Origin of the sequence: Peribacillus simplex (assembly GCF_001578185.1) — a bacterium.
Lineage (GTDB): Bacteria > Bacillota > Bacilli > Bacillales > DSM-1321 > Peribacillus > Peribacillus simplex_A.
Window position 1 is genome coordinate 1,187,764 of sequence record NZ_CP011008.1, and the last position, 13,255, is coordinate 1,201,018.

Genomic DNA, 13,255 nt, shown 5'->3' on the forward strand with positions numbered 1-13,255 from the left:
TTAATGGAGGTGTTAATTGATGGATGAATATGGACAAAAGGCATTATCGGAACTAGTATCATGGAAAAAGAAAGTAGCCAAGAAATCCGGCAGGCTTGAGCGGATGTCCAAAAAGGCGCAAATCAAAATGAATAGTTATATTCCAGAACGAGTGCACAAAATGATTACTGATAGTATTAAAGGGATGATTGAGGCCGTATTATCAGGTTCGAAATATATGTCTAAAGAAAAAAATGTAGCGCTTCTATCCTTGCAGCAAAAAGAAGAATGGGTTACGGAAACTGTAACGGCCTATCGGAAAACAGCCGTTATAGAAGGTGTGGGAACCGGAGCGGCAGGGCTTTTAATTGGATTGGCTGATTTCCCATTACTGCTTAGCATCAAGATGAAGTTATTATTCGAAATATCCCGTATATATGGTTTTGATCCAAATAAATATGAGGAACGCCTGTTCATACTCCATATCTTTCAGATGGCATTTTCGAGCGAGGAAAAAAAACTGGAAACATTACGGGTAATAGAAGAATGGGATTCAGGGAAATGGCCGGAAATAGACTGGCAAGAATTTCAGCAGGAATATCGCGATCACATCGATGTCATTAAAATGTTCCAGCTAGTCCCAGGGTTTGGGGCAGCTGTCGGTGCATATGCCAACCATCATTTGTTGGAACAACTTGGGGAGACGGCTGTCAATTGTTACCGAATCAGACTTCTAAAAGAGTAAGGGACGGGAAACCCGTCCCTTTATCATTACCGCAATAAAGATTCATTCACCTTTGGGGATGATTGTTCCTTATTATGATAGGTTACAGCAGCAGTGCCTAATATTTTGGCTGCAATGAGCATCGCTTTTTCATCGAAATCGAACAAAGGATGATGATGCGGGTATGTATGTTCATTTTTTGGCCTGGCTCCTGTAAAGAAGAATGTACCTTTCACATTTTGTAAATAATAAGAAAAATCTTCACCTGTCATATCCGGGTCAATTTCCTCTGTAACCAAAACTTCCTTGATGGACTCAGTGCTTTCAATCATGAATTTAGTTTCCTCATCGTGTGGGATGACAGCCGGATAGCCTTGAACGTATCGATATTCATAGGTGCAGTCCGCAGCTAGGCAGGTTCCTTTAACAATCCGCTCTATTTCTCCCCTTATAAATGAACGGACATCTTCCTTGAAAGTACGGACGGTCCCGATAATTTTTGCCTTATCTGCAATGACGTTAAAGGCATTATCGGCTACAAAGGAACCAACGGTAATGACTGCAGAATCTATTGGGTTAAGGCGGCGGCTTACGATTTGCTGTAGGGCCATGACTAGCTGAGAGCCGACTACGATTGCATCGCGGGTTTTATGAGGCTGTGCTCCATGTCCACCCTGCCCTTGAATGATGATCTCAAATCGGTCAGCAGCAGCCATTAGAGGCCCATAAGCGTATTGGACTGTTCCAGTAGGGACAGTAGCCCATAAATGGGTGCCGAAAATTACATCCACTCCATCAAGGCAACCCGCATCAATCATCGGTTTGGCACCCCCTGGAGCATATTCTTCAGCATGCTGGTGGATAAATATAAATTGGCCTTCGAGCTCATCCTTCAGGGCATTCAGATTTTTTGCAAGAACCAGGAGAGTCGCTGTATGGCCATCATGTCCGCACGCATGCATGACCCCGGCTACGGTTGATTTATAGGGAACTTCTTTTTCATCTTGAATCGGTAAGGCGTCGAAATCAGCGCGCATTGCTACTGTTTTACCAGGCTTACTGCCAGTAATCTTAGCAATAACACCATTACCGCCTACATTTTTCTGATGTTCGATTCCAAGTTTTTCATAATATTCAGCGATGAAGGCAGCCGTTTGGGTTTCTTGAAAAGAAAGCTCAGGATGTTGGTGAAGATAACGCCTGATTGAAACCATCTCTTCATAAGAACCATCTATAAGATCGTGTAATCGCTGTATCATTTTGCACCTCCCAATGATTGGTTTAATTGTAAATAGTATATCATATTCTGAATAATCTAAAGTGAATTAAATACCTTGAGGAGAGTTGTATGAATGATTAAATATTCTTGGATGGCTGTGGTTTTGCTTTGCCTGTTGCTTTTCTTTTTTTTGATGCATGAAGTCCAGAGCGAGAAAACGCTAGCGTTCGATACGTATATTGCAAAACTTTTTGCCGTGGGTGAGAATACTATTCCGTTCACTTTCTTCAAGTCCATTACCTATCTTGGTAAATCCAAGGTCATTGGAATTGTAAGTTTACTATGTGTCCTGTATTTATGGATAATAAAGAAGAATTATTTGCCCATGGCCGTCTTTTCTATCGGAATGGCTGGCGGCGATGTTTTAAACGAGTGGATAAAAAATCATACTCAAAGGGTGCGTCCTGAGAACCATTTGCTGGAGACAGGTGGCTACAGTTTTCCAAGTGGCCACGCAATGTTAGGACTTATTTTCTTCAGTATGGTTGCTTATTTCATTCTAAAAGAAGTTAAAGGTAACTCATTGAAATGGGTAATGGGAATCGGTTTCGTTTGTCTGGTTCTGCTAATCGGGATAAGCCGGATCGCCATGAACGTTCATTTTCCAACTGATATTTTGGCAGGTTATGCATTAGGGGCTGCTTACAGTTTAACCTTGATTAATTTGTATAAGTGCGTAAGATGGAGGAGCATTTATAAAAAAACATGAGATCTTTGTATATATCCGTTACATTTCCCCGGAAATAAAGAAGGAATTTGTCGGATTGTTTATTGGCTTAATACATTCTTTTCATAATTTGGACGTCCAAAATAAAGCTCTGAAACCGAAAAGTCCCATCCTTGAGAGGATGGGACTCTTATTGATCAGGAAAAGATTATTCTTGGGGATCCTTCACCAATGTATACTTCGTTACATAGGCTTCACCAGAAAACATCTTCTGACTGGAATTCGTAATAGTAGCGTTTGTGTCGCTGTTATGGGCCTCCTGATAGGAACTGGATTTCTGCCAGCTCATAAAGTCGGCTTGTTTCTCCCAAATCGTTAAAATTACATAAGTTTCAGAGTTGATTGGCCTCAGGATACGGAGGGCGACGAAACCTGGTTCATTTTCAATGAAACCGGCCCTTTTTTTAAAACGATGTTCGAATACCGGCCGTCCTTCTTCACTGACAGGGATATTGTTCATGACTACATATCCATGATCTTGAAGGTGTCCTTTCCCATCCACTACTTCATATTTACGTGGCGAGCTGAAGAGCGTTTTACCTGATGTTTCATGTAAAAGGACTGTAGTGCCAGAATTTTGCATAAGTAATATTTTTTCATTCGGGTGCTTATCTTTTTTGATTTTCAAAAAATCGTAGGTGCCTGTAGTGATGTATACATTCATAAATTCCCCTCCAATTTCTATATAGTAACTGTATACCCATTTTACCCAATGAATAATGCTTTTACCATTTCCAATCAAACCAAAAGGCTTGGAAATCGGTGAGATTTTTATAAAAACGTCGATTTCCTGACAAATAAATATGTTGGCTATACTTCTATTATAGAAAAAGCTATAGTTTAAGGAGATTCGATTTGAAATTCAACATCCTTCTGATATTCTATGTAAGTAATGAATAAAAATAGAAACGTGATTGCTTGAAAGGTGGATATTAATGTCTAAGGAAATTACGAATGATACATTTTTAAAAGCTGCGAGAGGAGAGAAAACGGATCATGTGCCTGTTTGGTATATGCGCCAGGCTGGCCGTTCACAGCCGGAATACCGTAAATTGAAAGAGAAGTACTCCCTTTTTGAGATTACTCATCAGCCGGAATTATGCGCTTATGTGACTAGATTGCCTGTTGAGCAATATGATGTAGACGCTGCAATTTTATATAAAGATATTATGACACCGCTACCAGCCATTGGTGTGGATGTTGAGATACAGTCGGGAATCGGTCCAGTCATATCCAATCCGATCCAATCGTTGACAGATGTTGAAAAGTTAGGTGAATTGGACCCAGAGAAAGACATCCCATATGTGTTGGACACGATTAAATTATTGACCACTGAACAATTGTCGGTACCTTTGATTGGTTTTTCCGGTGCACCATTCACCATTGCTTCATACATGATTGAAGGCGGCCCTTCCAAAAACTACAATAAGACGAAAGCTTTCATGTATTCCGAGCCAGTGGCGTGGTTTGCTTTAATGGATAAGTTAGCCGATATGATCATCATCTATGTCAAGTCACAAATTAAAGCTGGCGTTAAAGCCATCCAAATCTTTGATTCATGGGTGGGTGCATTGAACGTTGAAGATTACCGCGTATTCATCAAGCCAATCATGAATCGTATTTTTTCTTCATTACGGGAAGAAAATGTACCGCTAATCATGTTCGGGGTCGGTGCGAGTCACTTGGCACTCGAGTGGAATGATCTTCCAATTGATGTGGTCGGGCTTGATTGGAGACTTCCAATTACAGAAGCAAGACAAATGGGAATACAGAAAACGGTTCAAGGTAACCTTGATCCTGCCCTGCTATTATCATCGTGGGATGTTATAGAAGATCGGACGAAAAGAATCCTGGATCAGGGCATGGAACAGGATGGCTACATCTTTAATCTTGGACATGGGGTCTTCCCTTCCGTAAACCCTGAAACACTGAAAAGGCTGACCGCCTTCATTCATGAATATTCATCAAAAATGAAGTAAGGTGAGCGAACCATTTGCTAAGAATCCTTAAATGGATGCACAATAAAAGAACGAAATCTTTAAAAGAGGTGTAATTTGATGTCAAGAAAAAAAATGGGCCTTCTAGTCATGGCTTATGGTACTCCGTACAATGAAGAGGATATTGAAAGGTATTATACACATATTCGTCATGGGAGACGACCAAGCGATGAATTGATTGCTGATCTAAAAGGCAGATATGAAGCGATCGGTGGATTATCACCGCTTGCAAAAATAACTGCAGCGCAAGCTGAAACCCTTGAAAAGCAATTGAATTCCGTTCAGGAAGAAATTGAATTCAAGGCATATTTAGGACTGAAACATATTGAACCTTTTGTTGAAGACGCAGTGAAACAAATGCATGATGATGGTATCAAAGAAGCGGTAAGTATTGTATTGGCACCGCACTTTTCAACATTCAGCGTGAAGTCTTATAATGGACGTGCTCAGGATGAAGCCGCTAAATTAGGTGACCTGACGATCACTTCTGTTGAAAGCTGGTATGATGAGCCGAAATTCATTCAATATTGGGTAGACCAATTAAAAGAAGTAATCGGGAAAATGACCTCGGAAGAGCGCGATAATTACGCTTTGATTGTGTCTGCGCATAGCCTCCCAGAAAAGATATTGCAATTAGGAGATCCATATCCAAATCAACTGAAAGAAACTGCAGACATGATTGCAAAAGGCGCAGGGGTTACCAATTACGCAGTTGGCTGGCAAAGCGCTGGACAAACACCTGAACCATGGTTAGGACCGGATGTACAGGACTTAACCAGAGATCTTCATCAAGCAAAAGGTTATAAAGCTTTCATTTATATACCTGTTGGTTTTGTTGCTGAGCATCTTGAAGTCCTTTATGATAACGATTATGAATGTAAGGTTGTAACGGAAGATATTGGTGCAGGTTACTACCGGCCGGATATGCCCAATGTTAAACCTGAATTCATCGATGCATTGGCCACAATCATTTTAAACAGATTACAGGAAAAATGATTGGTTAATAAGGGATATGCAGTTCATCCATGATTGCGATGACCTTACATATTTTTTAAATGAAGTTGATAGATACGCTACACTACACCTGGAAAAGCGTATCCTGGTGATGAAATTTTATAACCTGTTTTAGGAAAGTGGCTGTCCAGTAATGAGGATGGCCATTATTTCCCTAGAAAACTGAAAGTTTTATTGAAAAGACTGAAAATTTTTGGTATGATATTGTTGAACTTAATGACCGTTTTGTCCGTTTGGTCAGAAATGAGGTGGGAAATGTCTGTTGATCGTAAAAAATTAATTCTAGAAGCTGCGACCAAGTCGTTTTCACTTTTTGGATATAAGGCAACGACGATGGATCAAGTCGCTAAAATTGCCAATGTGGGGAAAGGTACAATTTATACCTTTTATAAAAATAAAGAAGAGCTGTTTAAAGAAATCGTTCAGCGGATGATAGAGGAAATGAAATATGAGGCGGAACAATCTTTGGATGAACAACTACCCTTTTTTGAAAATCTGCATCGGGCTGTTTATCGAATCCTGGAGTTCAGGCAGGAACATCAATTATCTTTAAAACTTCTTCAGGAAGAGCGGGAAATTGGTACTCCGGCCGTTCAGGAAATGATAAATGAAATGGAAGAAGCCATTGTATCTTACATTAAGGAAAAACTTAAAATTGCGATTGATAAGGGCTATATACAGCCTTGTGATCCAGAGATAACAGCTTTCCTGATGCTAAAGATGTACCTTGCCCTTATTTTTGATTGGGAAAGGAATCATGCCCCATTAGGGAAAGAGGAAATTGCTGAACTATTTAAAATATATTTATTCAAAGGATTATCCACTCCGTGATAATTCTATTTTTTTGGCTTAAAATGCAATGAATCGAAATAAAGAAGAGAAACCGATCATCGGTATCTCTTCTTTATATTTGGGATGGTTTTCAGCTGCGAGACTGAATTTATATGAGATCATCCTGCTAATTGGGAAGCGGATGGTGAAACACAAATCACTACTCTCCAGAAAGGCAATGATCACAGTGGTTTCCATAACATTCGTGCTGTTCTTCGATTTTTTTTCCGCATTCCATACATTGTTTCGGAGGCAGGTTTTTAAAGAACTCAATGCTACTTTGAATCATGAACATCATCTCCTGTATTATTATTCGCTTTTCTATGATTACATTGTATTATAACAGTATTGATGTGTCAATATTTGTTTTATAACATAAGTGGAAAAGGTGAAATAAGGGTAAGAATAGTTTATATTAATGGGGAAGTCATTGAGAAAAAAAGGAGTGCCTAAGTATGAAAATCACCGTAATTGGCTGCTGGGGCGGATATCCAGCTAAAAATGAGGCAAGTTCCGGCTATTTGCTTGAATATGAAGATTTTCGCATTCTGCTTGATTGTGGCAGCGGTGTTCTATCACAGTTGCAAAATCATATGAAGCCGGAGGATCTTGGTGCAGTTGTATTATCCCACTATCATCCGGATCATGTAGCGGATGTTGGTGTCCTGCAACACGCCGCGCTCATACAGCAGATATTGGGCAGCGAGAAAAGGACCATTCCTATTTATGGCCATGATTTAGACGAAGCCGAATTTGGAAAGTTAACTTATAAAGACGTGACAAAGGGAATAGTCTACTCTGCTGATGAACCCTTAACAATAGGACCGTGTACATTCACATTCATGAAAACGAAACATCCAGTACCATGTTTTGCTATGAGGATTGAAGCTGAAAATCATTCGATTGTTTACACAGGTGACAGTTCATATATGGATGAGCTTGCAGATTTCGCTAAAAACGCAAATGTTTTATTATGTGAAAGTAACTTTTACAGCGATATGGATGGTTCAAAGGTGGGGCATATGACGGCTAGAGAAGCTGGCATGCTAGCAGCCAAGGCCGACGTACAGCTTTTGCTGTTAACTCATCTCCCTCATTATGGGGATCTTAATCAACTTAAAAAAGAAGCATCCGAGGTATTCAAAAGGGAAATAGCTGTAGCTAAAACCAATCTCGAATTCCAACTATAATTGAAATATTAATGGTATGAATGAAGTCTACAAGGAGGAACAACTGTGCTTTTTATTGATAATAATGGAATTACGGATCCAAGAATTAATCTGGCCATCGAAGAATATGCGCTTAAACATTTAAATATAGATGAGACCTATCTTCTATTCTATATTAATCGTCCTTCAATCATCATAGGAAGGAATCAAAATACGATTGAAGAAATCAATGCCGATTATGTAGATGGAAATGGCATTACCGTTGTTCGCCGCCTTTCAGGGGGTGGAGCGGTTTATCATGATTTAGGGAATCTCAATTTCAGTTTCATTACGAGAGAGGATGGGGATAGCTTCCACAATTTTAAGAAATTCACCCAGCCTGTCGTGGAAACGCTCGAAAAACTAGGAATACAAGCTGAATTAAGCGGACGTAACGATATCCTGGCTGAAGGAAAGAAAATTTCCGGAAACGCGATGTTTTCAACGAAGGGCAGAATGTTCAGTCATGGGACATTGTTGTTTCAATCAGAAATGGATCACATTGTATCCGCTTTAAAAGTGAAAAAAGATAAAATCGAGTCTAAAGGGATTAAATCGATAAGAAGCCGCGTCGGTAATATTGCTGATTTTTTAAAAGAACCGATGTCTGTTGAAGAATTCCGCTCATTCCTATTGCAAAATATTTTTAAGGAAAGCGGTGAGGTCACTGAGTATGTTTTAACGGAGGCGGATTGGGAGAAAATTCACAAAATCTCGGAAGAAAGGTATCAAAACTGGGAGTGGAACTACGGAAAATCGCCTAAATTCAACTTACAAAACTCGCATAGATTCTCGGTGGGATCTGTTGATATCCGTCTTGAAGTTAACAGGGGAATCATTGAGCATTGTAAAATCTACGGTGACTTCTTCGGGGTCGGAGAGGTTGCGGATATTGAACAGAAGCTTACTGGATCACGCTATGAAAAGAAAGCTATCAGCAATGTACTAGATGAGATAGATGTTCGGCATTATTTTGGCAATGTAACGAAAGAAGAAATATTGGCCCTAATATATTAAGCCTGAAATGCCGTCCTGACTAAGTAGGACGGTTTTTGTGTCTAATTATGACAGTAATTGCTTGAATTTGGATAAAATTGTTGCTGTAATCATTTTCTTTTAATATAATAAAAATGAATGATTACTCATTCATTATATTTGCAGGGGGAGGGAGAATGATGAATTTATCTGAACAGCTTCATCAAACTGCTTTAAGGAAGGCGGACAAGCCAGCTTTTTATTTTATGGATCAATCCACTTCATATGGGGAATTGGATAAAGCCGTTTCGAAGTTTGCAGACGAATTACATAGGCTGGGTGTTTCAAAAGGTGATAATGTTGCGCTGGTTTTAGGCAATTCTCCACATTTCATTATTTCGTTGTATGGAGTTTTACGTACAGGGGCGACCGTAATTCCCGTAAATCCAATCTACACACCTGACGAGATTGGATACATCCTGAATAACGGCGATGTAAAGGTCGTTGTGGCATTAGATAAGCTTTTACCCTTATTCGAGAAAATGAACTCGATCCTCTCAAGTGTAGATAAGTATGTAATTTGTGAAACACAGCCGGAAAATGGGGAAACTAGCAAATTGAACATCTACCCAAAAATGAAATCGTTTACAAAAATGGTCGAGAAAGGGGATGAAGGCTATAAAGGACCAGAACTGGATCCTGAAGATACGGCAATCATACTCTATACTTCCGGGACAACGGGAAAACCCAAGGGGGCCATGCTCACACATACCAATATATTCTCCAATGCACATGATGTTGGTGAATATTTAAAAATCACGGAAAATGACCGTGTCATTACGACATTGCCAATGTTCCATGTTTTCAGTTTAACGGTAGTTGTAAATGCCCCATTATTGAGTGGAGGTACGCTTTTAATTGTCCCGCAATTCAGTCCAAAGGAAATATTCAGTCAAATCAAAAAATATAATGCAACCGTTTTCGCTGGAGTGCCTACGATGTATAATTTTCTTTTCCAATATCCAGATGTAAAAGAAGACGCTTTGAAGTCATTGCGGATATGCATATCAGGTGGATCCGCCATGCCAGTTTCACTGCTTGAATCATTCGAGCGGAAATTTAATGTCAGGGTTTCAGAAGGATATGGCTTATCAGAAGCATCTCCTGTTACCTGTTTCAATCCTTTGGATCGTCCAAGGAAGGCAGGATCCATCGGAACCTCCATCCTCAGAGTGGAAAACAAAGTCGTTAATGAGCTTGGGGAAGAAGTGCCGATCAATGGTGTAGGGGAATTGATTGTCAAAGGTCCGAATGTAATGAAGGGGTATTATAAAATGCCTGAAGAATCGGCGGCAGTCTTGAAAGATGGCTGGTTGTATACAGGCGATTTAGCCAGGATGGATGATGAAGGGTATCTTTTCATTGTAGACCGTAAGAAGGAACTCATCATCGTCGGTGGCTATAATGTCTATCCACGTGAAGTGGAAGAGATTCTGTATGGCCATCCTGAAGTAGTTGAGGCAGCGGCTATAGGCGTGCCGGATCCCAATCAGGGAGAATTTGTTCACTGCTTCGTGGTAAAGAAAAACAGTGCATTGACCGAGGAAGAACTACTTGCCTATTGCATGGAACACTTGGCTAAATATAAGGTTCCGGCAAAAATTGAGTTTTTGGATGAATTGCCAAAAAACACAACCGGTAAAATTTTACGGCGTTCCTTAAAAACCCATGTAATACAAAACTGAATTTGGTTGTACAAAAAAAGGATCATTGCCTATATCTTGCAATGGTCCTTTTTTTGTACAACCAATGTGTATCTCGCTGCATAAAATATATCGGGGTAGCTTAAAGCCTTGATTCTTGTTTCGAAAAGAGTTATGATTGTCATTAAAAATTTCCACATAATTGTAAGGAGGGTTTAGATGAGAGATGTAAAGCTTTTAGATGTTTTTACACATCCCATTGCTCAAAAATACTTGAACCGTTCAGGTCTGGCACATGCGATTGCGGTAGCCTATCATTCGTTTCACCTAGCAAACGAATATAAGATAGACCCTGATATTGCGGCTAAAGCAGGACTTCTGCATGATATGGGCCATTTCACCTGGTATCGCAATGGTAAGTGGGATTATGATCTGTACAAACAAAATGATATCCATCCTATTAAAGGTGCAGAACGAGCACATAAACTGTTAATCCGTTTGGGAGAGAACCCGATAAAGGCAAAGACCATTTCCCTCGCCATTTTATTTCACACCGATTCGTTTTTACCTTCAAATGATATTATTCGAACACCGCTTCAGCAGGTCGTCAAATGGGCCGACGAAAAAGATGAAGAAGAAGGTGGAAAACATCATTACCGCAAGATTGATTTTCTCCGGGCAAAGGAAAGTATCATGAGACTTGATACACTCATTGATGAGGAACAAAAAAGAAGGCTATCATCCTGAAGGCAAACGGGTGATGGCCTTTTACAGTTTGAATTTTGATTTTATCTTTATTTCATTTAAACCTTTTTCTATTGAAGAAGCTGCAGCAGATGGTGAAAAATCACCAATATCTTCGGGCAAGGAAATAGAAAAATTCGGGTCTTTTTCCAAACGCGAGCATGAACTGCTTATTCTACTCACTGAATGCCAAACGAATTAGCAAATTTCAAAAAAACTTTTTCTATCCATCGGCACGGTGCAGGGTATACAGAAAACTGAATCGCCCGAAGCTTATGGCACTTTTGTATAGTTTTAAAAATAGCATCATGAAGGGATGACCACTAAAGCCCACCGCTCCGTTAATCGGCTTGTTTCAAAATGGCCTACCCTGATTCTTTATCGGATTCATATTCACCGCAAGGACTTTGATGAGACGATTTTCATCTTAAATCAAATATGGGTGGCGGCAGTATGGACAAATTAGGCGGTGCCTTAATCTCGAAAAAGAAAATCGAACGGGTCTGCGATCCTTTTTATTTCTTCACCTATACCTTGTAATGCCTCCCATCCTCCGCTTCATTTATCTTAAATGTCTCTGGTACAAGCTATATGTTCCGCTCCTTGTATTTCCAGACCATATCATCGTGACGTGCATTTAATGATCAAGATTGTTTGAACATATATGGAATAAATAATTATAGAAGGAAAATGGGGTTCTAACCTGTCCATTTTGGATTAAACTAATAAGAGGGAGATTCGTTTAAGGAGGGGCATCATGGTTAGAAAATGGGCAGGAAGAGCGATTCTATTATTTATCTTTTATGCAGCAGTGATGTATTGGTATATTTTTTACGGGGCGGATACTTCCATTCCCGAAGCATTGCGTGGTACTGCAGCAGACCCTGCAACATTTTTGAATGCTAGGGAACTAAAGCTTAGCGAAGAATATTCAGGCCTGCGAAATTTTATTTTTTTCGTTTCTACGCCATATGAATGGCTGTTGTATTTCTTCATTTTATTATTTGGCTTTTCAAAAGTTTTTGAAAAGTCATCTTTGGCGGTCTCGAAACGGAAAGTGATCCAAACGGGCATTTACTTATTCTGGCTTTCTGTGATTTCTTACCTGGCACTATTTCCAATCCGCTTCATTGGTTATCGGATAAGTAAAAGTTACCATATCAGTACACAAAGTTTCACCTCGTGGATGAAGGATGGAGTCATCGAATTCTGGGTGAATTTTGGGATGATGTTCATCATCGTTTCCGTCTTATATTGGTTAATGAAGAAAAGTGTGAAGAGGTGGTGGCTTTATGCTTGGATGTTGTCCATTCCATTTACCTTGTTCTTGATGTTTGTTCAGCCTGTATTGATTGATCCGCTGTATAATGAATTCTATCCGCTCAAAAATAAAGAGCTGGAAACGGAAATATTGGCACTTGCCTCACAGGCTGAAATTCCGGCTGAACACGTATTTGAAGTAAATATGGCGGAAAAGACAAATGCCTTGAACGCATACGTGAACGGTATAGGTTCCAACTCTAGGATAGTCCTTTGGGATACGACCCTGAACAAGCTAAAGGAAGATGAAATCCTTTTCATCATGGCACATGAAATGGCCCATTATGTCGAAAAGCATATTTATATAGGGATTGCAGGTTATATAGGAATGACTTTAATCGGTCTATGGCTGACATCGAAAATCATGAATTATATCATAAGGCGCTGGGGCCACCTGTTAAAGGTACGTACGGTTGATAACATTTCTTCTCTTCCATTATTTCTGTTAATAACGTCTGTGCTGCTGTTCGCTGCCAGTCCGCTGTCCAATTATGTTTCCAGATATCAAGAAACGAGGGCTGACCGTTATGCCATTGAAATGACCGGGGATAAAGAATCAGCAATCACCACCTTCCAGGAACTCACGAGGTCGGGTTTGAGCCAGGTCAATCCGCCAATCCTGGTAAAGTGGCTGCGGTATTCCCATCCAACCATGCTCGAGCGGATTTCCACGGTTGAAAATGCAGATACAAAGGGTGATTGAAAGCCAGCTGAAAATCAGCTGGCTTTTTTTCTTACCTAATATCAGGAAAGT

At 39.9% G+C, this 13,255-nt stretch carries 14 protein-coding genes; 11 read left to right on the forward strand and 3 right to left on the reverse strand.

Annotated elements, in window-relative coordinates:
* Positions 1–19: 19 nt before the first annotated feature.
* Entirely contained in the window at positions 20–724 is a 705-nt protein-coding gene (locus UP17_RS05590; protein ID WP_061462028.1) for an EcsC family protein, read from the forward strand.
* Positions 725–750: 26 nt separating this feature from the next.
* Here UP17_RS05590 and UP17_RS05595 read toward each other — a convergent pair whose 3' ends face one another.
* The gene (locus UP17_RS05595; RefSeq protein ID WP_061462029.1) at positions 751–1,962 is read right to left on the reverse strand and encodes a M20 family metallopeptidase; all 1,212 of its coding nucleotides are present in this window, start codon (positions 1,960–1,962) and stop codon (positions 751–753) included.
* Between the two features lie 93 nt (positions 1,963–2,055).
* Here UP17_RS05595 and UP17_RS05600 point away from each other — a divergent pair, with 93 nt between their 5' ends.
* Positions 2,056–2,691, forward strand: a complete 636-nt coding sequence (locus tag UP17_RS05600) for a phosphatase PAP2 family protein (protein ID WP_061462030.1) — start codon at positions 2,056–2,058, stop codon at positions 2,689–2,691.
* Between the two features lie 166 nt (positions 2,692–2,857).
* On the opposite strand, the gene UP17_RS05605 is transcribed toward UP17_RS05600, so the two are convergent.
* Entirely contained in the window at positions 2,858–3,373 is a 516-nt protein-coding gene (locus UP17_RS05605; protein WP_061462031.1) for an antibiotic biosynthesis monooxygenase family protein, read from the reverse strand.
* A 271-nt stretch (positions 3,374–3,644) separates the two neighbouring features.
* Between UP17_RS05605 and hemE the strand changes: the two genes are divergently transcribed.
* The 3 genes from hemE to UP17_RS05620 all read left to right on the forward strand — a co-directional run bounded on the left by hemE (position 3,645) and on the right by UP17_RS05620 (position 6,551).
* Positions 3,645–4,688, forward strand: coding sequence for a uroporphyrinogen decarboxylase (hemE, locus tag UP17_RS05610; protein WP_061462032.1), 1,044 nt, complete (start codon positions 3,645–3,647; stop codon positions 4,686–4,688).
* A 78-nt stretch (positions 4,689–4,766) separates the two neighbouring features.
* Positions 4,767–5,702 (forward strand): ferrochelatase, encoded by a 936-nt coding sequence (hemH, locus tag UP17_RS05615; protein ID WP_061462033.1) that lies wholly within the window; start codon positions 4,767–4,769, stop codon positions 5,700–5,702.
* Positions 5,703–5,975: 273 nt separating this feature from the next.
* Complete coding sequence (locus UP17_RS05620) at positions 5,976–6,551, forward strand: TetR/AcrR family transcriptional regulator (protein WP_061462034.1); 576 nt, start codon at positions 5,976–5,978, stop codon at positions 6,549–6,551.
* A gap of 160 nt (positions 6,552–6,711) precedes the next feature.
* Here UP17_RS05620 and yhfH read toward each other — a convergent pair whose 3' ends face one another.
* Positions 6,712–6,840 (reverse strand): protein YhfH, encoded by a 129-nt coding sequence (gene yhfH / locus UP17_RS26085; protein WP_081108720.1) that lies wholly within the window; start codon positions 6,838–6,840, stop codon positions 6,712–6,714.
* 166 nt (positions 6,841–7,006) lie between these two features.
* Here yhfH and UP17_RS05625 point away from each other — a divergent pair, with 166 nt between their 5' ends.
* The 6 genes from UP17_RS05625 (at position 7,007) to UP17_RS05650 (ending at position 13,204) form a co-directional block, all read left to right on the forward strand.
* Positions 7,007–7,741 carry an MBL fold metallo-hydrolase gene (locus UP17_RS05625; RefSeq protein ID WP_061462035.1) on the forward strand — a complete coding sequence of 245 codons (735 nt, stop codon included), beginning with the start codon at positions 7,007–7,009 and terminating at the stop codon, positions 7,739–7,741.
* A gap of 45 nt (positions 7,742–7,786) precedes the next feature.
* Positions 7,787–8,776, forward strand: a complete 990-nt coding sequence (locus UP17_RS05630) for a lipoate--protein ligase (protein ID WP_061462036.1) — start codon at positions 7,787–7,789, stop codon at positions 8,774–8,776.
* A gap of 158 nt (positions 8,777–8,934) precedes the next feature.
* Entirely contained in the window at positions 8,935–10,479 is a 1,545-nt protein-coding gene (locus UP17_RS05635; protein ID WP_061465995.1) for a fatty acid--CoA ligase family protein, read from the forward strand.
* Between the two features lie 177 nt (positions 10,480–10,656).
* The gene (locus UP17_RS05640) at positions 10,657–11,184 is read left to right on the forward strand and encodes an HD domain-containing protein (RefSeq protein ID WP_061462037.1); all 528 of its coding nucleotides are present in this window, start codon (positions 10,657–10,659) and stop codon (positions 11,182–11,184) included.
* Positions 11,153–11,383 (forward strand): hypothetical protein, encoded by a 231-nt coding sequence (locus UP17_RS05645; RefSeq protein ID WP_061462038.1) that lies wholly within the window; start codon positions 11,153–11,155, stop codon positions 11,381–11,383. Before UP17_RS05640 ends, UP17_RS05645 begins: the two co-directional genes overlap by 32 nt.
* A gap of 555 nt (positions 11,384–11,938) precedes the next feature.
* The gene (locus UP17_RS05650) at positions 11,939–13,204 is read left to right on the forward strand and encodes a M48 family metallopeptidase (RefSeq protein ID WP_061462039.1); all 1,266 of its coding nucleotides are present in this window, start codon (positions 11,939–11,941) and stop codon (positions 13,202–13,204) included.
* Positions 13,205–13,255 lie beyond the last annotated feature (51 nt).

What these genes read in the sequence shown, in the direction of transcription:
- UP17_RS05590 (WP_061462028.1), top strand. Translation starts at nt 20, where the DNA reads ATGGATGAATATGGACAAAAGGCATTATCGGAACTAGTATCATGGAAA.
- UP17_RS05595 (WP_061462029.1), bottom strand. Translation starts at nt 1,962, where the DNA reads ATGATACAGCGATTACACGATCTTATAGATGGTTCTTATGAAGAGATG.
- UP17_RS05600 (WP_061462030.1), top strand. Translation starts at nt 2,056, where the DNA reads ATGATTAAATATTCTTGGATGGCTGTGGTTTTGCTTTGCCTGTTGCTT.
- UP17_RS05605 (WP_061462031.1), bottom strand. Translation starts at nt 3,373, where the DNA reads ATGAATGTATACATCACTACAGGCACCTACGATTTTTTGAAAATCAAA.
- hemE (WP_061462032.1), top strand. Translation starts at nt 3,645, where the DNA reads ATGTCTAAGGAAATTACGAATGATACATTTTTAAAAGCTGCGAGAGGA.
- hemH (WP_061462033.1), top strand. Translation starts at nt 4,767, where the DNA reads ATGTCAAGAAAAAAAATGGGCCTTCTAGTCATGGCTTATGGTACTCCG.
- UP17_RS05620 (WP_061462034.1), top strand. Translation starts at nt 5,976, where the DNA reads ATGTCTGTTGATCGTAAAAAATTAATTCTAGAAGCTGCGACCAAGTCG.
- yhfH (WP_081108720.1), bottom strand. Translation starts at nt 6,840, where the DNA reads ATGATTCAAAGTAGCATTGAGTTCTTTAAAAACCTGCCTCCGAAACAA.
- UP17_RS05625 (WP_061462035.1), top strand. Translation starts at nt 7,007, where the DNA reads ATGAAAATCACCGTAATTGGCTGCTGGGGCGGATATCCAGCTAAAAAT.
- UP17_RS05635 (WP_061465995.1), top strand. Translation starts at nt 8,935, where the DNA reads ATGAATTTATCTGAACAGCTTCATCAAACTGCTTTAAGGAAGGCGGAC.
- UP17_RS05640 (WP_061462037.1), top strand. Translation starts at nt 10,657, where the DNA reads ATGAGAGATGTAAAGCTTTTAGATGTTTTTACACATCCCATTGCTCAA.
- UP17_RS05645 (WP_061462038.1), top strand. Translation starts at nt 11,153, where the DNA reads ATGAGGAACAAAAAAGAAGGCTATCATCCTGAAGGCAAACGGGTGATG.
- UP17_RS05650 (WP_061462039.1), top strand. Translation starts at nt 11,939, where the DNA reads ATGGTTAGAAAATGGGCAGGAAGAGCGATTCTATTATTTATCTTTTAT.